Annotated in this window: 19 protein-coding genes; 6 read left to right on the top strand and 13 right to left on the bottom strand. The window is 62.6% G+C overall.

Annotation, left to right across the window (positions count from 1 at the left end; all coding sequences use genetic code 11):
• Positions 1–7: 7 nt before the first annotated feature.
• The 6 genes from OIM99_RS08770 to OIM99_RS08745 all read right to left on the bottom strand — a co-directional run bounded on the left by OIM99_RS08770 (position 8) and on the right by OIM99_RS08745 (position 6,244).
• Complete coding sequence (locus tag OIM99_RS08770; RefSeq protein WP_311849951.1) at positions 8–1,204, bottom strand: FAD-dependent monooxygenase; 1,197 nt, start codon at positions 1,202–1,204, stop codon at positions 8–10.
• A gap of 31 nt (positions 1,205–1,235) precedes the next feature.
• Positions 1,236–2,438: an alpha/beta hydrolase gene (locus OIM99_RS08765; protein ID WP_311849950.1), complete on the bottom strand. Its 1,203-nt coding sequence runs from the start codon at positions 2,436–2,438 to the stop codon at positions 1,236–1,238.
• A 67-nt stretch (positions 2,439–2,505) separates the two neighbouring features.
• Positions 2,506–3,015: a VOC family protein gene (locus OIM99_RS08760; protein ID WP_311849949.1), complete on the bottom strand. Its 510-nt coding sequence runs from the start codon at positions 3,013–3,015 to the stop codon at positions 2,506–2,508.
• A 200-nt stretch (positions 3,016–3,215) separates the two neighbouring features.
• Positions 3,216–4,805: a fused MFS/spermidine synthase gene (locus OIM99_RS08755; RefSeq protein WP_311849948.1), complete on the bottom strand. Its 1,590-nt coding sequence runs from the start codon at positions 4,803–4,805 to the stop codon at positions 3,216–3,218.
• Entirely contained in the window at positions 4,802–5,428 is a 627-nt protein-coding gene (locus OIM99_RS08750) for a fused MFS/spermidine synthase (RefSeq protein ID WP_311849947.1), read from the bottom strand. Before OIM99_RS08750 ends, OIM99_RS08755 begins: the two co-directional genes overlap by 4 nt.
• 393 nt (positions 5,429–5,821) lie before the next feature.
• Positions 5,822–6,244, bottom strand: coding sequence for a hypothetical protein (locus OIM99_RS08745; protein WP_311849946.1), 423 nt, complete (start codon positions 6,242–6,244; stop codon positions 5,822–5,824).
• Positions 6,245–6,425: 181 nt separating this feature from the next.
• Here OIM99_RS08745 and OIM99_RS08740 point away from each other — a divergent pair, with 181 nt between their 5' ends.
• Both OIM99_RS08740 and OIM99_RS08735 read left to right on the top strand, forming a co-directional pair.
• Positions 6,426–7,220: a universal stress protein gene (locus tag OIM99_RS08740; RefSeq protein WP_311849945.1), complete on the top strand. Its 795-nt coding sequence runs from the start codon at positions 6,426–6,428 to the stop codon at positions 7,218–7,220.
• Positions 7,221–7,373: 153 nt separating this feature from the next.
• Positions 7,374–8,030 carry a helix-turn-helix domain-containing protein gene (locus tag OIM99_RS08735; RefSeq protein WP_311849944.1) on the top strand — a complete coding sequence of 219 codons (657 nt, stop codon included), beginning with the start codon at positions 7,374–7,376 and terminating at the stop codon, positions 8,028–8,030.
• A 13-nt stretch (positions 8,031–8,043) separates the two neighbouring features.
• Here OIM99_RS08735 and OIM99_RS08730 read toward each other — a convergent pair whose 3' ends face one another.
• Complete coding sequence (locus OIM99_RS08730) at positions 8,044–8,592, bottom strand: MarR family transcriptional regulator (RefSeq protein ID WP_311849943.1); 549 nt, start codon at positions 8,590–8,592, stop codon at positions 8,044–8,046.
• 171 nt (positions 8,593–8,763) lie between these two features.
• Between OIM99_RS08730 and OIM99_RS08725 the strand changes: the two genes are divergently transcribed.
• From OIM99_RS08725 to OIM99_RS08715, 3 genes are read left to right on the top strand one after another with little or no spacing between them, the layout of a single operon-like run.
• Positions 8,764–9,570 carry an ABC transporter ATP-binding protein gene (locus OIM99_RS08725; protein ID WP_311849942.1) on the top strand — a complete coding sequence of 269 codons (807 nt, stop codon included), beginning with the start codon at positions 8,764–8,766 and terminating at the stop codon, positions 9,568–9,570.
• Positions 9,567–10,364, top strand: coding sequence for an ABC transporter permease (locus OIM99_RS08720; RefSeq protein ID WP_311849941.1), 798 nt, complete (start codon positions 9,567–9,569; stop codon positions 10,362–10,364). The genes OIM99_RS08725 and OIM99_RS08720 overlap by 4 nt, the downstream gene beginning before the upstream one ends.
• A gap of 27 nt (positions 10,365–10,391) precedes the next feature.
• On the top strand, positions 10,392–11,837 hold the full coding sequence (locus tag OIM99_RS08715; protein ID WP_311849940.1) for an amidohydrolase family protein: 1,446 nt from the start codon (positions 10,392–10,394) through the stop codon (positions 11,835–11,837).
• Between the two features lie 2 nt (positions 11,838–11,839).
• Here the strand turns inward: OIM99_RS08715 and OIM99_RS08710 are convergent, their stop codons facing one another.
• Positions 11,840–13,351 (bottom strand): aromatic ring-hydroxylating dioxygenase subunit alpha, encoded by a 1,512-nt coding sequence (locus OIM99_RS08710; RefSeq protein ID WP_311849939.1) that lies wholly within the window; start codon positions 13,349–13,351, stop codon positions 11,840–11,842.
• Between the two features lie 101 nt (positions 13,352–13,452).
• On the opposite strand from OIM99_RS08710, the gene OIM99_RS08705 reads away from it, so the two are divergent.
• Complete coding sequence (locus tag OIM99_RS08705) at positions 13,453–14,367, top strand: LysR family transcriptional regulator (protein ID WP_311849938.1); 915 nt, start codon at positions 13,453–13,455, stop codon at positions 14,365–14,367.
• Between the two features lie 159 nt (positions 14,368–14,526).
• On the opposite strand, the gene OIM99_RS08700 is transcribed toward OIM99_RS08705, so the two are convergent.
• The 5 genes from OIM99_RS08700 to OIM99_RS08680 form a co-directional block, all read right to left on the bottom strand.
• Positions 14,527–15,450 (bottom strand): PDR/VanB family oxidoreductase, encoded by a 924-nt coding sequence (locus OIM99_RS08700; protein WP_311849937.1) that lies wholly within the window; start codon positions 15,448–15,450, stop codon positions 14,527–14,529.
• A complete protein-coding gene (locus OIM99_RS08695) occupies positions 15,447–16,478 on the bottom strand; it encodes a zinc-binding dehydrogenase (RefSeq protein WP_311849936.1) in 1,032 nt (343 codons plus the stop codon). Before OIM99_RS08695 ends, OIM99_RS08700 begins: the two co-directional genes overlap by 4 nt.
• Positions 16,478–17,032: an SRPBCC domain-containing protein gene (locus OIM99_RS08690; RefSeq protein WP_311849935.1), complete on the bottom strand. Its 555-nt coding sequence runs from the start codon at positions 17,030–17,032 to the stop codon at positions 16,478–16,480. Before OIM99_RS08690 ends, OIM99_RS08695 begins: the two co-directional genes overlap by 1 nt.
• Positions 17,033–17,118: 86 nt before the next feature.
• On the bottom strand, positions 17,119–18,351 hold the full coding sequence (locus OIM99_RS08685) for an MFS transporter (RefSeq protein ID WP_311849934.1): 1,233 nt from the start codon (positions 18,349–18,351) through the stop codon (positions 17,119–17,121).
• Between the two features lie 109 nt (positions 18,352–18,460).
• Entirely contained in the window at positions 18,461–19,714 is a 1,254-nt protein-coding gene (locus OIM99_RS08680; protein ID WP_311849933.1) for a D-amino acid dehydrogenase, read from the bottom strand.
• Between the last annotated feature and the right edge of the window lie 9 nt (positions 19,715–19,723).

Here is a 19,723-nt window from a genome sequence, read left to right as displayed (position 1 = left end):
CAAGCCCTCAAACCGGCACGGTCAGCGCGTCATATTCGAACAGCCAGCGATAACGCTGATCGATTTTCTCGCTCGTCCATTCGCGATCGACATAAGCGGCCGCGCCTTCCGCATTGCCCAATTCCGGATTGTGAAAGCGTTGCGCCGCCTCGGTCGAGCGATGCACGATCGTCGAGGTGCGGGTGACGCGCGCTTTCTCGAATCGCTTCAGCGCCGCGACGGGATCGGCATCGGCCTCGATGCAGCGCGCCAGCACCATGCCGTCCTCGATCGCCATATTGGCGCCCTGCGCCAGCATCGGTAGGGTCGGATGGCAGGCATCGCCGAGCAGCGCCACGCGATCGACCGCCCATTGCTGCAGAGGCTCGCGGCCGAGCAGCGCCCATTTGTAGGGCACTTCGAGATTGCGCACCATGGCCTGAATGTCATCGTGCCAGCCAACGAAGTCGGCGGCGCATTCCTCGATCGTGCCACGCTCGGTCCACGAATCGACCGCCCAATTGTCGCGTTCGATCGCCGCGACGAAATTCAGGATCGTGCCGCCGCGCACCGGATAGGTGATGACATGACCGCCCGGCCCCACCCAATTGCTACCGACGAGCCGGCGCATATGCACGGGCAGCCGTTCCATCGGCACCAGACCGCGCCAAGCGGCCACGCCCATGAACTGAGCCGGCAGATCGCCGAACAGGAGCTGACGCACCCGCGAATGCACGCCATCGGCGCCGATCAGCACATCCGCCTGAGCGACAGCGCCATTCTCGAAGCCAATGCGCACGCCTGAGCCGTCTTGCGTCAGATCGGTGAGCTTGTGACCGAGCTTGATTGCGCCCGGCTGCGCCGCACTCACCGCATTGATCAGCAGCGTGTGCAGATCGCCGCGATGGACCATCCAATAGGGTGCGCCGAACTCCTTGACCGAGGCATCGCCGAGATCGAACAGTTTCCACGTCTGGCCCGTGCTGTAGAGACGCACTTCCTTGCCATCGGGCACGCAGGCGATCTTCTCGGCCGCTTCGCGCAAACCGAGCGCGATCAGAATGCGCGTACCGTTGGCACTGATCTGCAAACCGGCACCCAATTCGCGCAATTCCGGCGCCTGCTCATAGACCGTGACGTCATAGCCCTTGCGGATCAGCGCCAGTGCCGCGACCAGGCCGCCGATACCAGCACCCGCCACGGCGATATTCAATTTCTTCGACATTATCGTTCCATCCAAAAGTTCAGGCGGCCATTCAGCCCGCAGGCCGCCGATCGAGCAATTGCTTGCGCAAGCTCCAATCGATTACCGTCTCGATACACTGGGCGAGCAGTTCCGGCTGGCCGAGATAATAATGGGTCGCGTGGCGGATCTGGACGAATTCCTTGTCCTTGGTCGCCAACGCATCGCGGATCGCCGGGTTATGGGTCGCGGGCACCGCGTCATCCGCATTGTTCTCGATCTGCAGCACCGGCACGCCGGTGATCTTGGCCGCGTTCATCGGGCCTTTGGCATTCGACAGATCATAGGACCATTGCGACAGCCAGGAGCGCAAGGTCGAGAACCGCGCCAATCCAGCCGGCCCCGCATTGACGATGCGCGGATCGCCCAGGTAGGTCCAGTTCGGCTTGCGATCGTTGGGATCGACCGCAGGATCGATCCAGCGCACATCGCACATGGTGCGATGGACGACGAAGCCGCGCTCCATCTCGCCATCGTCCTTGCGCTTCAAGAAGTCGAGCGTGTCGCGCACCCAGTCGGTGATCTTGCGATTGCGCGCCACCTGCGCGGCACGGAAGCGCGCGATGTAATCGGCCGAGAATGGCGGCTTATGCAGTGCGTTCGGCGCATAGATATCGAACTCGGGATCGCGCACGTCGGGCCGCAGCTCGTCGGTCAAGGACGGGTCGAGCCATTCGGTCAAAGTCTCGGCGCGGCTCAGATGCGCGGCGATGAAAATAATGCCGTCGGCCTGCGGCAGATTGGCGGTCGTCAAGTCATAAGCATCGCCGGCCGGCGTGTGGGTGATCGACGGCTTCTCCGCCTGCGCCTGATAGAACAGCGACAACGAGCCGCCGCCCGACCAGCCAACCAGGATCACCTTGCGATAACCGAGAACCTCGCGCGCATGGCGGATATATTGGCCGAGATCGAAAGCCACCTTTTCCATGATCAAGGCGCTGTCGTTCTTGGCATAGCGGCTGCCACAGCACATCACATGTAGGCCTGCATCGGCCAAGGACGTCGGCATCGGCAGCAATTGCAGGGTCGAGGTCGGATGCATGAACAGATAGACCGTGTCCGACGGCCGATCGCGCGGCAGAAGCCGCTGCCCTTCCAGAACTGTGCGCCCCTGGCTGCCGACGAACCCGTAGGTCTCGGTCATTTTCACCTGTTCGGCGAAGGACAGAACGATCGGAACGCGATCCCATACGCAACGCGACTGGGCTTCGGACAAGGCAGTTCTCCGTCATCAAAAAGGCGCGCCGCAGCGCGCCAGATCAAGTGCTATGGGGATCGAGAGACTAGTGAGCGGCTTCTTTCTTGAACGCCGTCCACTTCGCCAATTCCTCGTGCGCTTCGGCAGCGGCTTTCTCCAGAAAGCCCGGCTCTTCCGTGCGCGTGGTGATTTCCAGGCGCAGGCCGTTCGGATCGAAGAAATAGATCGACTGGATGAATTCGTGATCGACGAGGCCCAACACCTCGACACCCGCCGCTTCCAGACGCTTCTTGTATTTCAGCACGTCATCGGCATTGGCAACCTGCATGGCCAGATGCTGCACCCATTTCGGTGTATTGGGCGAAGGCGCCGGCATTTCGTTTTTGCCGAGATCGAAGAAGGCGATGTAGGAGCCATCGGCCAGCTCGAAGAAGATGTGCGCGTAAGGGCCTTTCTCACCGGAGCTCGGCACCGCATCCACCTGCATGCAATGCACCAGCGGCAGCTCCAGCACGTCTTCATAGAAGCGGCGCGTTTCCTCCGCGTCGCGGCAGGGAAAGGCGAAATGATAATATTGCTGGATCGAACGAGTCATCGGAGTCCTCACCATACTTGCTGCAAGAGCTTGGCCGGCTGCAATGAGCTTGCCACAATGGCGGACAAGTCGCGTCTGATCGTTCCTCGCCCGTCTCTCTTTATCGGTCGACGTGTTGGCAGATTGCCGCGCCGATTGCAATGCAAGATAAGCCTGCACCGCAAGCTTTTTTGAGGGCGCTTGCCCAACTATCGGACAAGCTATGGCGCAACCGGCTTCTTGGCCGGTACCGCGCAAACCGACCGGCCCGCCAACAGGCGATCGACCGGCGCCCAGTCATCGGTGAGCACGACGGTGCAGAGACCACGCGTCTGTACCAGCTCGTCGACGCTGAAACGGCGCCAGATGACCTGTTCCGTATGCGTGGTTTCGCCGGCATTCCAGCGGGTGACGTCGACCGTCATCTGCTGCGGCCGCAGCGCCTGCGCCACGTCGGACCAGGCCGCGATCACTGCATTGGTCATGCCCGCGCCATCGGCATCGGTGATCCACACGTCGACCACCGGAAAGGTCTGCCGCAACGTCGCCGCAACGCTCGCCGCCAGATGCAGGCTGGCGTAACGATCGATGACATTGGACAGAAAGACACCAGGCTTCGTCAGATGCCGCTCCACCTCCGCGTTGAACTCGCGGCTGACCAGATGCGCCGGCACGCTATGGCTGCGATAGGCATCCATCAGCACCACATCGAACAGCGGCTCATGCTTGAGACTGCGCAGCACGGCGCGGCCGTCGCCGATGATGGTGCGGATGTTCGGGCTGTCGGCCCACATCATGTCGGCTGCCTCGGCAGCGACGCGACGATCCAGTTCGGCGACGGTGGAGCGAACCGGCGGCTGCATCTGCGCCCAAGCGCGCGGCAAAGTAGCGCCACCTCCGCCGATCACCAGCGCGCGCGGCGTCGCCGAACCAACGAAAGCCAGCCGCGCCAATTTGTCGACCAGCGCCGCATAGGCCAGATGCAGACGATCGGGATGTTCGCGATCGGACAGACTGTGCAGGCCTTCGTCGAGCGCCATCACCCGCAGCAGATCGCCATTCTGGGCCGTCTTGTCGCTGATCTGGATGCAGGTGTAGCGCGTCTCCGTCCAGCACGCCTTGCCGACATGCGAGCGGAAAGACAGCAGCGCCGCGATCACAACAGGCAGAAGCGCCAGCAGGCGCAGCGGTAGTCGGACCTCATGCCACGGCAGGATGACCAGGCCGAGAGCGATCCACAACCAGGCGATGCCCCGCGCCAGTCCAACGGCGCCAACCGTCTCCAACAGAACGAAGCCCGACAGCGCCGATCCCGCCACGCTGCCAATGGCAGACGCAGCCAATAGAACGGCAAGACGTCCCGGCCGCACGCCATCGGCGATCTTCACACACAGCCGCAGGGCCACGGGCAAGGAGAGACCGGCGGCGACACAGCTCGGAAAGACCAAGGCCGACAGGCCTAGAACCGCAAGACGGGCCGGTTCCTGATCGCCCGACAGAGCTTCGGTCACCGGCGCCACCAACAGCGGTACGGCGGCGGCCGCGACACCGGCGAAGAACCAGGCCAGCGCCAGGCTCACGCGCAGGCGATGCACACTGGCCTGCGCGCCGCCCACCAGGCCGCCCAGCATATGCCCTAGCGCCAAGCCCAGCAGCACGCTGACGATCGCTGCGGACCAGGGCGCCAAGGCCTGCCCCACATAAGGTGCGCCAAGGCGGACGATGGCGATCTCCAGCGCCAGTGCCGCCATCGCCGAGCAGAAAGTCACCACCGGCAGAATGATGAGCGAGGGATGCGGGCGTGCGCTCATGCTGCTTCCTCTTGGCCCTCTTGGCCGCGCAGGCGCCAGGCCATGCCAAGCAGCAGAACGGCCGTGGCGCCGGCCAAAGCCGCGATCGACAAGACCGCGCCGCGCGTGCCCCACACATCGAGCAACAGCCACAACATGGTGAGCGCGCCCAGCACGCTGCCCGCCGCGCCCATGGCATTGACGAGGCCGATGGCGACACCGCTGCCCTTGGTTAAGCGCACCATCGCCGTCAGCAACAGTGGCGCAGCGAGACCGAAGCAGAAGCCGACCGGCAACGGCGGCAGACCGGCGAAGAGAACGACGCGCCAAACTTCGAGTGGCGCCGGGTCGAGCACCATCTGGTCCCATGCATTGAGAAGCGAGGGCACGATCGCCGCCAGCACAGCACCTACAACGGCAGCGATGGCGGCGCGGCACAGCACGCGCGCGACCGAAATGCCTTCGGCCATGCGGCCGCCGACAAAGGTGCCGAGCGCCCAGGCGACGAGAAACGCGGCGATGATGGCCGTCCATGTATCGGTCGACATACCGGCATGAGGCGCGATCAGCCGCGCCATCGCCAATTCAAAGGCCAAAGTGCAGAAGGCCAGCAAAGCCTCGGCCGCCAGAATACCGATCACCATGCGGCCGACCGATGCTGCGACGCAGCAAAACACATTCTAGGAAAAGACAGTTGCATCATGCTGGCATGGGCTAGCAGCTTTTGCGCAAACGGCCAGCCACTTTTGCCAGAGTTGCTGCAAAAACAAACCCCGCGGCGGCGAGCGGCGGGGTTCAGTGTTGCGCCAGGAAGCCCTTATCGGCGACGGGACGGTCAATCGCACGGCAGCGGACCAGCGACGACACGATCAATAGAACCGACTCCCGATTTCGCGTCAAATTAAAAACGGCGGACTCAGGGCGACCTGATCGCAAGTCATTGATCGTTACGCCGGCAATTGAGTCTTTCCCCATTTTTTGGTTACTCGAATCCAAGAATCCAGGCGGTATTCAAATCTTCCAAGCCGCGATCGAGACTAACGCCGCGCTCCGGAGATCACCCGGCAGAAAGCCTGGCGGATATAATCTTCCGGCGCGATCTGCCCTGGCTGCACCATGAAGACAACATCGACACGCGTGCCGCTGCCAGCCTTGCGTGCCGTCACACGCAACGTCTGAGGCCGACCCGAGCCGCTCGTCTCTTGCATCGCCGTGATGGCGCCCAGTCCCTTATCGACCTTGATGCCCAGAAAGCCTTCTGCCGCAACGGCGGAAGCCAAATCCGCCAAGACCGCCGGTTGCGGTCGCGGCACCATATCGAAGGTGCGATATGTTAAAGCGGTAAGCATTGGCGTGCCGGCCATATTGAAATTGGCGGCGCATTGCTGCGCCTGCGCGCTCGACAGGGCCACGCTCACGGCGCCCGCGGCGACAACCGCCATCGCAATCTTACGAACCATGGATAAATCCCTTATAAATCAAATCGCTCGCGAGTAATCGCGCGCCCGCTTCAGGGCTAATCCGCCAAAACCATCGGCGATCGAGCCGCCATCTGCCTTTTGAGCGAAATCAATGCCCGTGCCGGCAAGCTCCTGCATCGTCGCAGCCCATAGCGTGTGAAATCGCACAGCGGAGACGCAAATGTTCAGAAGCCTGTTGGTGAACGTCGATCGATCCAACGATCTGGCGGCCCGTGTCAAACTCGCCGCAAACCTGGCCGATCGCTTCGATGCGCGGCTGATCGGCGCCGGCGCCCATGATTTCATTCCCTTCGTCGCCGACGGCGTGTCGCCGGGTGTCGTCATGGAACTGCAACGCGACGGCGTCGAGGACATAGTCAAGGAGGCGGAGGCCCGTTTCAAACGCCTCACCGCCAAACGGCCGAAAACGGAAAGCCGCTTTGACATCCAGGCGCCGCAGGTTCACCTGATCGCGCAAGCCCGCGCAGCGGATTTGATCGTCGTTCCTGGCGGTCTGGCTTCGCCATCCATGGGCGTCGATCCCGGCGACATCGTCATGTCCGCCGGCAAACCCGTTCTCGTCGTGCCGCGTCATATTGACCACCTGCACGCCGAACGGATCGTCATCGCCTGGAGCGACACGACCGAATGTCGCAGGGCCGTTCAAGACGCGCTGCCCCTGCTCGATCGGGCGCAAAGTGTCTGGGTCGCCAGCTTCGGCACCGAATATGCGGCTGATAGCGTCAAGGATGTCGTGGAATATCTGATGTTTCGCGGCATTGCCGCGCAGGCGGCAGTGCAGCCGCAGCTCGTTCACGGCATCTCCTCAGACCTCTATGCCTTCAGCGAAACCGTCGCCGCCGATCTCATCGTCGCAGGCGCCTATGGCCATAGCCGAACGCGCGAATGGGCTTTTGGCGGCGTGACCCGCGATCTCCTCGAAAGCAGCCCGGTCTCCTGCTTGCTGGCGCATTGAAGGGGGGCGTGATAGGCCGGCTCATTGATCTAGATCAATGTTGCACGGAAAGCCGGATGATAGGGTGGGCTTTCATTGGAGAGGCCGATCATGTCGGCGGATTGTTGTGAAAGCACAGGCCAAAGTCATCCCGCACGGTGCAAGGACTGCGCGGTGCGCCCGTTCAGCGTCTGCGCCGCGCTGAGCGATGACGAACTGGGCGAACTGCAAGCTTTGAGCGAGCCGACCTCGGTCGCGCCCAAGTCCGCCCTCCTCCTCCAGGACGAACCGGTCCAAAACGTCTTCAACATCACGTCGGGCTGCGTGCGGCTGAGCAAAATTCTGTCGGACGGACGGCGGCAAGTGATCGGCTTCGCCATCGCTGGCGACTTTCTCGGCCTGTCGTTTCAGGACCGCAGCAATTTCACCGCCGAAGCGATCGGCCCCGTCACCGCCTGCCGCTTCCGCAAGAAGGCATTTCTGAACTATCTCGATACCAAGCCCGATCTCGTCAGACGCCTGCTGGAATTTTCCGCCAACGAATTGCGCTTGGCGCAGGAACAGCTCGTGCTGCTCGGCCGCCGCACGGCGGAAGAGCGCGTGGCCTCCTTCCTGACGATGCTGCGCGCCCGCAACAGCCGCTTTGGCCATCAAGGCGCCACCTTGCAACTGCCGATGAGCCGGCTCGATATCGCCGATTATCTCGGGCTGACGATCGAAACGGTGAGCCGCACCTTCACCAAAATGGTGCGCGACAAACTGATCATCATCGTTCCCGACGGCATCCGCTTCGTCGATCTCGCGCACGTCGGCCAGATCGCCGCCGAATAGGACCGGTTGCGATCTAGTCCTGCGCCACCGCACGGCTGCGCCCGCGCGCTTTCGGTTTCGCCTTGTCCTCGAAAGCGCCAAGCAGTTTCGACAGCAAGCCCGCAAGCTGCGCCTGCTCCTTGGCCGAGAGCACATCGAGCAGACCTTCGACCGCATCGATATGCGTGGCGATCGCCTTATCCGCCAGCTTCTTGCCCGCCGGCGTCAGCTTGATGACGTAACTGCGGCGATCCTCCGTATCAGGCCGGCGCTCGACCAGCCCCAAGCGCTCGACACGATCGATGCGATTGGTGACGGCGCCCGACGTGAGCAGGGATTCGCGCAGAATATCGGTCGGCCGCATTTCATAGGGTTTGCCGGAACGGCGCAGCGTGACGATGAGGCTGAACGCCTCCCAGCCGAGATCCAGCGGATTGAGATAATCCTCCGCCGCGCGCAGCAGATGCGCCGACAGGCGCACGACGCGCCCCTGCACGCCGATCGGCGCGGGATCGAGCTCGGGCCGCTCGCGCCGCCATTCCTGCAACAGATGTTCGACGGAATCAGTCAGTTGGTTTGTCATGGCGCCAATCTAACCCGCATGCTGGAAAATTCACCACTCCTGCCGCTTTGATACTCTTGACAGATCATCCCAAGATATCTCAACATTAAGATAATTAGCATTGAGCATTTAATCTGGCCGACCCGAGCTGGAGTGTCAATGCCGTCAAGAGACGCGGCACCTGGAGGCGACATGGATATCTTTGTCGAGAATCTCGTGCAAATCTGGGACGATGGCGGCGACGGCATCGTCGCACTCGATGGCATCACCCATCACTTCGCTTCGGCCAAGCTGACGTGCCTGCTCGGGCCCAGCGGTTGCGGCAAAAGCACCCTCACCCAGATCGTCGGCGGCATCGAACAGGCGACATCAGGCACCATTCGCATTATCGATCCCGCCAATCCAGCAACCCCAGCCAGGCCGGGCGAACGCTCGGTGATGATGTGGCAGAATCTCAATCTCTTCCCCTGGCGCAATGTCATCGACAATGTCGCCTTCGGCCTGGAAATGGCCGGCGTGCCGCGCGCCCAACGCTATACCCACGCCCGCGACATGATCGCTTCGGTCGGCCTCAAACATTTCGAGGAGAAGCGCTGCAGCCAGCTTTCCGGCGGCATGCGCCAGCGCGTCGCTTTGGCCCGCGCGCTGGTGATGGACCAGCCGATCCTGCTGATGGACGAACCGTTCGCCGCGCTCGACGCGCAAACCAAGATCGTCATGCAGGAAGAACTCACCCGCATTTTCGAACGCATGCGCAAGACCATCCTGTTCGTCACCCATGCCATCGACGAAGCGATCCTGCTCGGCGACGAAGTGGTGGTGATGACGGCACGCCCCGGCCGCATCAAGGAGGTCATCAAGATTGATCTGCCGCGGCCGCGCTCGCAAGAGCTGATCAATACGCCCGAATTCGGCGATCTCTACGACCGTATCCTGCATCTCATCCGCGAAGAGGTTCTGAACGCCATGCAACAGCAGAACGAAGCGGCGGCACAATGAGCATCAAGAAACGTCTGAAGAAATCCAAGGATCCACTTTGGCTCAGGCTCCTGCCGATCGCCTCCGTCGTTCTGTTTCTCGCCATCTGGGAAGCCGTCGTGCGCCTGCGCGGCATCGCGCCGATCATCCTGCCCGCGCCCAGCGCCATCGCCGACTATCTGGCTCTGATGATCGCCGACGGCTCGCTGCCCTTTCACCTCGGTGTCACCTTTCTGCGCATCATGGCCGGCTTTCTCGTCGCCGGCTTCTTCGGCATTCTGCTGGGCGTGCTGATGGGCATGTCGCGCATCGTCTCGCGCCTGCTCGATCCCTGGATCGCGGCACTCTATCCGCTGCCGAAGATTTCGCTGATTCCCTTGCTCATCATCTGGCTCGGCACCGGCGAAGCTTACATTCTCACCATCAGCGCCATTTCCGCTTTCTTTCCCGTCGTCATCAGCACCTATGCCGGCATCCGCCAAGCCGACCAAGGCCTGCTGCGTGCCGCACGCGATCTTGGTGCCAATGAACGGCAGGTGCAGTTGAAGGTGGTCATCCCCGCCGCCGTGCCCAGTATTTTCTCAGGCCTGCATCTGGGAATGGGCGTCACCATCATTCTCGTCGTCGCCGCCGAAATGATCGGCGCATCGAGCCAGAGCGGCATGGGCTATCTTCTGATCCGCTACGGCCAGGTGCTGGAAACCGAGAAAGTCTTCGCTGCTTTGCTCGTTCTCGCCGTTTTCGGCGGCGTGATCATCAAAGCACAGGAACGCATCGACCGCTGGATCGCGCCCTGGGCGGTCGGCAAGCCCTGATGCCGTCGCCCGAAAGGTGAGGAAGCTATGACCCGTATCTTGATCAAGAATGGCTATGTCGTCACCGTGAACGACAATCGCGATGTCTGGCCAGATGGCGCTGTGATGGTCGGCAACGGCAAGATCGAAGCCGTTCTCCCATCATCAGCGGCTTTCGATCAAAGCGATTTCGACCAAAACGATTTCGACGAAGTGATCGACGCTAAAGGCTGCCTCGTCATGCCTGGCCTCATCAATGCGCATCAACACCACTGGTACAGCCTCTTCAAAGGCATGGCTGACGGCCTGCTGTTGGAAGACTGGATCAGCGATCTCGTCTTTCCCTTGGTGCAACATCTTTCGACCGACGCCATGCAGGTCGCCAGCTATCAATGCGGTCTGGAAATGCTGGCGACCGGCACCACCTGTTCCTTCAATCATTCGGTGACGGTGACGACATCGGAGACCGTGAAGGCGATCGTCGCGCCGCAGGCCGAACTTGGCATTCGCCAGGTGTTCGGCAAGGAATTGCGCTGCCGCAACCCGCGCTTCACCGCCCATCCGCTGTCGCTCGATGAATCGCTGGCCGCCGTCAAGGAAGACGTGCAGCGTTGGAATGGCGCGCACGACGGTCTCGTGCGCATGGGCATGGTGATCGAAGCCAATGCCCATTGGACATCATCGGGCATGAGCACCGAAGAGTTGATCCTGCGCGGCACCGAGCTGGCACGCGACCTCGATCTGCGCATCTCGAGCCATATCGCCGCCGGCACCTTCTCGCTGGAAAAAGGGTTCTTGCAGCACTTGCGGCACACCGGCCGCACCGACGTGCGCTATCTCATGCAGCTCGGTGTGCTCGACGAACGCTGGCTGCTCGCCCATTGCATCCATTGCACCGAACTCGATCTCGAACAGATGGCCCATGTCGGCGCGAGCCTCGTCTATACGCCGACCAGCGAAGCCATTCGCGGCGGCGGCATCGCCCCGGCCGCCAATGCCTATGACCTCGGAATTACCACGGCGCTCGGCACCGACGGGCCGATGGTCGACTATTCCGACGACATGTTCGAACAGATCAAGGCCTGCGTGCTGTTCCAACACCAGCGCCATCTCGATCCCACGCGCATGCCCGTGGAATGCGCCGTGGAAATGGCGACGATCAACGCGGCGCGCGCTTTGGGGCTCGACGATGAGATCGGTTCGCTGGAAACAGGCAAGCAAGCCGACATCGCCATCTTCGACATGCGCCGCCGCCATGTCGGCCCGCTACAGCGGCCGCTGTCCGCCTTCCTTTGCGCCGGCAAGGGGTCGGATGCGAAAGCCGTCATCGTCAACGGCCGCATCGTCTATCGTGACGGTCAATTCGCCAACGGTCCTGATCCCAGCGACGTCCTACGCGAGGCCGAACGCCTGGGTGCCGACATCGCCAAGCGCGCCGGCCTCGCCGATCGCCTCACCTCGCTCTGGCCGCTGCGGCAAGTCGCGGCGCAGTGACGTCATGCAGTCAGCTCCTTGCCGATGATCTGATCGAGCATTTTGTGAGTGTGGATGATGTTTTGCTCCTGCCGGCAGAAGCGATGGCCGGGGAAGCTTTTCTGGTGCATGCCGGCCTGGAACAAGGGTGTCGTCCGCCAATCCTGCATGAACGACGGCGTGATGCGGCCCGGCGGCGGATTGCGCCAATCGGGAATATAAAGCACATCGCGCTCCACCTCCTCCCCCTCTGCATAGCGGAACATGAAATACATGTCCCAGATGCAACTGTCGGGATCGTTGCCATTCGGCCGCGAGCGGAACAGGCCGAACGTATTGCCGGCCACCGGCCCCAGCATATTGGGGAAGATGCGGTGCTCGCAGGGAAAGCCGTAAAGCTCTTCATCGGTCAGGGCTGACAGATCGATGCCCTTGGCCGCGCAAGCATCGCGGCGATTGAGCGCCATGAAATGCGGCCCCTCCATATCGAGCGGCAGTTCTTTCAGCGTGTCGAAATAATCGACCTCATACTGCGCGGCGCGGCCCTGCACCACCATGGTGGAGATCGCTTCGCGGATCCAAGCTCTCGGATCCGCCGCAATATCGCGCAGCTTCACGCCCTTGGGCAGGCCGGTGCCGAGCTCCCAATCCGGCTCCCAGAAATTGGTGTGGCGGCCATGCAGCGAATAGGTCGTCATCGCGCCGACGATATCGGCCGGCGGCGGCCCCTTCGCCATTTCGCCGACGCGCCGGCCGCCCGGCCCGGTCGACACGGCGCCGACTTCGTTCATGTCCATCACATGGGTGGCCCAGACGTGATAGCCTTCCTGAAACTGATCGACGCCATATTTCCAATTGCACGGCAGGATCGTCGTGTAATGGCGCAGGATGCGCATCTTGCCGATCTCGAATTTCGCCAGCCGCTCGGGCACCGGATCGAGATAGTCGAGCAAGGGTCCGGCGTTCGGATCGAGATTGATGAAGACGAAGCCTTCCCAAGTATCGACGAGCACTTTGCGCAGGCCGATCTTGTCGCGCTGAATGCATTCGGGCGCGAAATCCTTGGCACCGGGCAGATGGGCGATCTCGCCGTCGAGATCCCAGGCCCAGCCATGGAAGACGCACTGGATCTTGCCTTTGAAATGCGCCTTGTTGTTCTGCATCGTGCCCGTGCCGCCAATGGGCGTGCGCGTGCGGAAGGAACCCGCGCCGCCCACCGGCGTGCCGCCTTCGGCGAGCCGCGTGCCGCGATGCATGCAGCTATTGTGGAAGGCGTTGATGCGGCCATCGTTGGTGCGGATGATCAGCACCGACTGATCGCCGATGCGATATTCGTAATAGTCGCCGGGGTGCGGAATCTCCTCCTCGCGGCAGGCCCACTGCCAGACACGCGACCACAGCTCCTCATACTCGCGCTGCAACCACTCCCGTGAAATGTAGCGTTCGGCTGGAAACAGCCGACTGTAATCCTCGTCCTCCACGGTCGCCGTGATCTGATTGAAATCGACCCGTTCAGGTTTTGATTGGAAATTCACGATGTCCACTCCCTGTCGTGCTGCCAAGACAGCGACCTCCATGGGCAGCGACAGTGGTTCGATTGACGCGATTAATCCAACTCGTATAAATTCATTTCTTCATGAGCCATTTCGATCTACGTCGAGCCAACCTCAACTATCTGATCGTATTCGAAGTCCTCATGGCCGAGCGCCATGTCGGGCGCGCGGCGCAGCGCCTCGGCCTCACCCAATCGGCTGTCAGCCATGCGCTTGGGCGCTTACGCGAAACCCTCAATGACCCGCTGTTCGTGCGCCATCCCAAGGGCGTGGAACCGACGCCGCGCGCCATGGCGCTGGCGCCGCGCATCATGCAGGTGTTGGCCGATGCCAGCGACATCCTCGCCGATCCCACCCAGTTCGACGCGACACGGGCACACGAATTCAAGATCGGCGCCACCGACGGCGCGATCAACGCAGTGCTGATCCCGCTGATGGAGAAACTGCGTCGCGAGGCGCCAGCCGTCGGCATCAGCGTTCTGCCGACCGGCCGCGACGATGTGGTCGCCGCCATCGACCGGATGGAGATCGACCTCGCCATCACCGTATCCTCGGCCACCATCGCACGGCTGGAGCGCGCGCCGATCACAGCGCTCGAATTCGTCGCCATCGTGCGGCGCGATCATCCCTGCCTGAAGGCGCCGATGACGTTGAAAACCTTCGCCGTGCTGCCGCATCTCGTCATCGCGCCGCATGGCTATACGGGCGAGCCGATCGACGATGCTCTCGCGGCCGAAGGCTTGAAGCGCAATGTCGTCGTCGTCGAACCGCATTATCTGGCCGCGCCACTCATGGTGGCGCGCACCGACATGGTCGCCATCGTCGATCGCACTTTGGCGAGCCTGTTCGTCGACACGCAAGGCCTGGTGATGTTCGACCCGCCGGTGAAGCCGCCACGCACCACGCTCGACATTCTGATCAGCAAGGCCCGCATGTCCGAGCCGCCGCTGATTTGGTTGCAAGCGCAGATCAGAAGCCTTTATCCGGCGAAGGACTAAGCCTCGGTGTCATCCCGGACGCGCCAACGGCGCGATCCGGGACCCAGGGGCAAACGCTTCGACAGAGTTTACCACGCGCCCCTGGATCCCGGATCACTTGCTGCACAAGTGTCCGGGATGACACCAAGATTGTCGCGCTACCCAACGACGGGCACGTTGCTAAATATCCAACACCAATGTCTTCGACCGACAGCGCGACACGCAGATCAGCATTTCGCGCTGGCGCTCTTCCGCGCTCAACACACTATCGCGATGCTCCGGCTCGCCGCCACACCATGGCGTGCGACACGTGCCGCAAATGCCGGTCTCGCAGCTCAACGGACGTTCGATACCGGCGCGCCAGAGCGCCACGAGAATACTCTCATCCGCCTTCACCGGCACGGTGCGCCCCGAGCGCGCCAGCACGACCTCGAACGCCGTCGCGTCATCGGGCACCTGCGGCTTGAAACTCTCCCTATGAACAGGACACAGACCGGCATAGGCCGCATGCACCGCCTCCATCAACGGTGGCGGGCCGCAGCAATAGACCGCGCAACCTTCGGGCGGCGGATCGGCGCGCGGCGCGAAACGCCGCGCATCCTCACCGGTGGAAAGATGCACATGCAGGGCACCATGCGGCACCAGCCGCTCCAGCTCCGGCCAAAACACCAGGCTTTCGCGATTGCGCACGCAGTAATGAAAATCAAAACGCTGCTTCTCGCGCACCAGATGATGCGCCATGGCGACCAGCGGCGTCGCGCCGATGCCGCCAGCGATCAGCCGATAGAAGGACGCGCCCGATCGCAGCGGAAACAGGCTTCGCGGTTCTGAAATCCGCAAGCGCCGGCCTTTCGCCAGAGCGTCATGCATCGCGCGCGAGCCACCCCGCCCCTGCGTCTCGCGCAAAACGGCAATCTCATAAGTCTCCCGCTGAGCCGGGTCGCCACACAACGAATAGGGCCGCAAGAGACCGCACGGCGTTTCGACCTCAATGTGATCGCCCGGCGCAATGGCGGGGAGCGGCCGACCATCCGCCGCCGCCAGCACGAAACGACGCACGCCCGCCACCGGACGCGTCACCGCCTGAACGACAACGTTGATCATGACGGCGCGATGATGATCTTACCGATGGCATCGCCCCGTTCCGCCAGCCGATGCGCTGCGATGGTCTCTTCGAGCGGAAAGGTTTTGGCGATCAGCGCCGTCAATTTGCCCTCGGCGCCCCATTGCAGGCAGCGCATCAGATCGGCATCGCCCTTGGCCGGCGCGACGGAGAGCACGCGCAGCCGCTTTAGATGCAGGTGCTTCACGTCGAGCGGCACGATGCCGCCACCATGATAGCCCATGGTGACAAGCCGTCCGCCCATGGCGAGGCTGGCGAAGGCGCCCTTGAACAAATCGGGATCGCCGATGTTTTCCAGCACCGCATCGGCGCCACGACCATCAGTGATCTCCATCACGCGTTTGGCCAGATCCTCGCGGCCATAATCGATGCCGAAAGCAGCGCCGGCATCGAGCCCCGCTTGCACGCGCGCCGCAGAACCCGCCGCCGCAATCACTTTCGCACCGGCCATGGCGGCGAGTTGAATGAGGATATTACCGAGCCCTCCAGCCGCCCCCATCACCAACACCCATTCGCCCGGCTGCAAAGCCGCCGTGGCAATCTGCGCCGTTGCCGCCGCGCCATGGCGGCTGATCACCGTCGCATCGGCATAGCTGAGCCCATCGGGGATTGGGCGCACCTGCAATTCATCGACAGACACATGTTCGGCGCAGCCGCCAGGCGCCTGCACGCCGATCGGCTTGTTGTGCAGGCAGCGCCGCCCGGCCTGGCACGGCTCGCATTTGCCGCAACGAACCATGCCGAGCACGGTCACGCGCTGGCCGATGCGGGCACGATCGACGCCATCGCCCACCGCGACGATCTCGCCCGACGGATCGACGCCGGGTGTCAGCGGATAGGACGGATTGAACGGCGACGTACCGGCGCGCACGGCCAGATCATAAGAGCGATTGACCGAGACCGCGCCGACACGCAGCACCACTTCGCTCGGTCCTGGCTTGGGTTCGGCGACATCGCGCAACGCCAGCACTTCAGGACCACCCGGTTGCGGAATGACAATGGCACGCATCAGACAGTCTCCTTTCCAAACGAAAAATCGCGGGCATAAAGCTCGCGCAGCGCGAGAAAGCGCTGGCGATCGACGACCGCGCGCGCACCGGACGCGGTTGGCAATTGATCGAGACGCAGATGGGAAGCGGCGAGAATGTCGAGCACACGCGGCTCGGGCACGCCGCGATGGCGAAACAACAAGCGGCTGCCGCCGGGCGCGGGCTCAAGGCCCAGCGCCAGCACCGAGCCGGAAAAATCGGGCGCCTGACCATGCGCCGGCACGGTCCAGGTGAATTCAAGCTTACGGCCGTCCTCCAAGGCCAAAATCTCGCCGCGCAGCCAGGCGCCGTTCTGCGGATGCAGGCAGAAAACAATGCGTCCGCCGACACGCAGCTCGATCTCTTCAACCGGCCCCAGCCAACCTGCCATCCGATCGGGCTCCGTCAGACAGGCCCAGAGCTCGGCCATTGGCACGCGATAGATGCGATCGAACGCGACGGTCAGACCCAGCAGATCGTAGGATAGAAAGCCGTCGCGATCCCCAGTGGATCGCGACCTCAACATCTCCGGCATAGGCGCCTCCCTCACACCTCGTTTTCAAACACGGGAGAAGCCTAGGAGCCGGTGTTCAATCAATCCAACGCATAAAAACTAACGTCTCAATGAGCAGGACTGATCGGCTTCGCCGGCTCAGTCCGTTCGCCACGCGGATCGGAAGAGCGCGCGCGCCAGAACAGCAGCAGATAGACCGCCGCGATCGCAGCCAGCACGAGACCGAAGCCATCGAACAGAATGACATGCGAACCGAGCGCTTTGCCGAGCGTGACGCCGATCAAGGGACCCGCCGCCATGCCAAAGAAGAAGCAGGTCGTCTGCACACCCGCGACGCGTCCGCGCGCCGTCACCGGCACCTGCCCGAACAGCAGGCTCAGACTATTGGGCTGCACCATACCGCAGCCGGTGCCGACGATGAGAATGCCCGCCACCATGAACGGCAAGGACGGCGCTGCCGCGAGAAACACATAGCCGGCGGAGGTGATGACGAAAATCACCACCCACAATGCTGTGCCTTCAAGACGCCGGGCGATGAAGGGAAAGGCGCTGGCGCCGATCAACATGCCCGTCGACGCCACGGCAGCGAGATAGCCGGCCATGCGCGCGCCGCCAAAGCCGCGTTCGATGGCCAGGAAAGGGGTGCCGGTGAGCAAGACGTCGAATGTCATCGCGCCGAGCAGCACACCGGCGAAGACCGGCGCCAGCCGCAGCCAGGGGATGGGTGCGACCGGCGCCGCCACCACACCAGGCGCCGCATTGGGCCGGCGCGGAATGAACGTCCATGTCAGGCCGGCGGCGACGAGGCCCCAGAGAAAAATCAGGAAGGCATTGCGCCAGTCGGCCTCGGCAAGATGACCGATCAAAGCGAAGGCGAAAATATGGGTGACGCCGAGCGCGGCATATTTCATGCCGAGCATGCGTTGCCGCCCGGGGCCGGTGAACAGATCGGCGATCAAAGCCGAGGTACAGACCAGCAAGGTGCCCGTGGCGAGCCCCATGAGCAAGCGCGCCGCCAGAACCGCATAAAGCTCTTCGAGAAAGAAAGGCGCGCAACCGAAAACGGTCGCCAGCAGCGACGCAGCAATGACGATGGCGCGACGGTCGATCCGATCGCTCAAAGCGCCGATGAAGGGGGCGATGATGACGCTGACCAAGAATGGCAAAGTGACCACCAAGGGCACCAGCACGGTGGCATTCGCGACATCGCGATAATGATCCAGCATTTTCGGCAGGATCGGCGGTACGGTGATACTGGTCGTCAGGCTCGCGGCGATGATCGCGCTCACCACGCCCAATCTGATACCGGCCGGATTAGCCCGCTGCTCACTCTCAGCCATTCCATCTCCCCCGTCGCCGGATGCTGAAGCCGGCGCACGAGAGGAGGATAGCGATGCGCCCGACATCGATCCAAATCTTAAAGCTGTAAAAGTCGATGAACGATTTCGATCAGCTATAGCGGCTGAGTGCCAGATCGGCGGTCTCAATCTCCGGCTTGCGGCCGCCGATCAGGTCCGCCAGCACGCGGCCGGAACCGCAGGCCATGGTCCAGCCGAGCGTGCCATGGCCGGAGTTGATATAGAGATTCTTCAAGCGCGTCGCGCCGATGATCGGCGTGCCGTCCGGTGTCATCGGCCGCAGGCCGGTCCAGAAACTGGCGCGGCTCTGGTCGCCCGCGCCGCCGAACAGATCCTCGACCGAAAATTCCAGCGTGCCGCGCCGGCTTTGCGGCAGATCGGTGTTGAAGCCGGCGATCTCCGCCATGCCGCCGACGCGGATGCGATCGCCCAGACGCGTGATGGCGATCTTATAGGTTTCGTCCATGATGGTGGAGACGGGCGCGCGGCTTTCATCGACGATCGGCACAGTGATCGAATAGCCCTTCACCGGATAGATCGGCAGGTTCAGCCCGAGCGGTTTTAGCATGGCCGAGGAGAAACTGCCGAGCGCCGTGACGAAGACATCGCCGCTCACCGCGCCTTGATCGGTCTCGACCGCCATGACGCGATCGCCCACCTGGGTCAGTCCGCGCAAATTGACACCGAAACGAAACGTCACGCCCAGTGCTTCAGCCTGGGCGCGCAGCGCCGTGGTGAATTTGAAACAGTCGCCGGTTTCGTCATGCGGCAGCCGCAGGCCACCGACGAATTTTTCGCGCACATGGGCAAGCGCCGGCTCGGCGGCAACGCAGCCGCTGGGATCAAGCTCCTCATAGGCGACGCCATACTCGCGCAGCACCTCGATATCCTTGGCCGTGCCGTCGAGCTGCTTCTGGGTGCGAAACAACTGCAAGGTGCCCTGCGTACGGTGATCATAGGCGATGCCCAGCTCGTCGCGCAGCGCGATCAGACAGTCGCGGCTATATTCGGCGACGCGCACCATGCGGCTCTTGTTGAGCGCGTAACGCGATGCGGTGCAGTTCATCAGGATCGAAAACATCCACCGCCACGTCGCCGTATCCATCAGAGGATGCAGAATGAGCGGCGCGTGTTTCATGAAAACCCACTTCGCCGCCTTCATCGGAATGCCCGGCGCCGCCCAGGGCGAGGCATAGCCCGGCGAGATTTCACCGGCATTGGCGAAACTGGTCTCCAGCGCCACATCCGGCTGACGGTCGAGCACGACCACTTCATGGCCGGTCTTCGCCAGATAATAGGCTGATGTGACGCCGATGACGCCGGCCCCCAGAACGACGATTTTCATAGTAGCCTC

Origin of the sequence: Methylocella sp. CPCC 101449 (genome assembly GCF_031921685.1) — a bacterium.
Lineage (GTDB): Bacteria > Pseudomonadota > Alphaproteobacteria > Rhizobiales > Beijerinckiaceae > Terripilifer.
The sequence above is the reverse complement of the archived record's forward strand: the minus strand, read 5'-3'. Positions and strand labels throughout refer to the sequence as shown.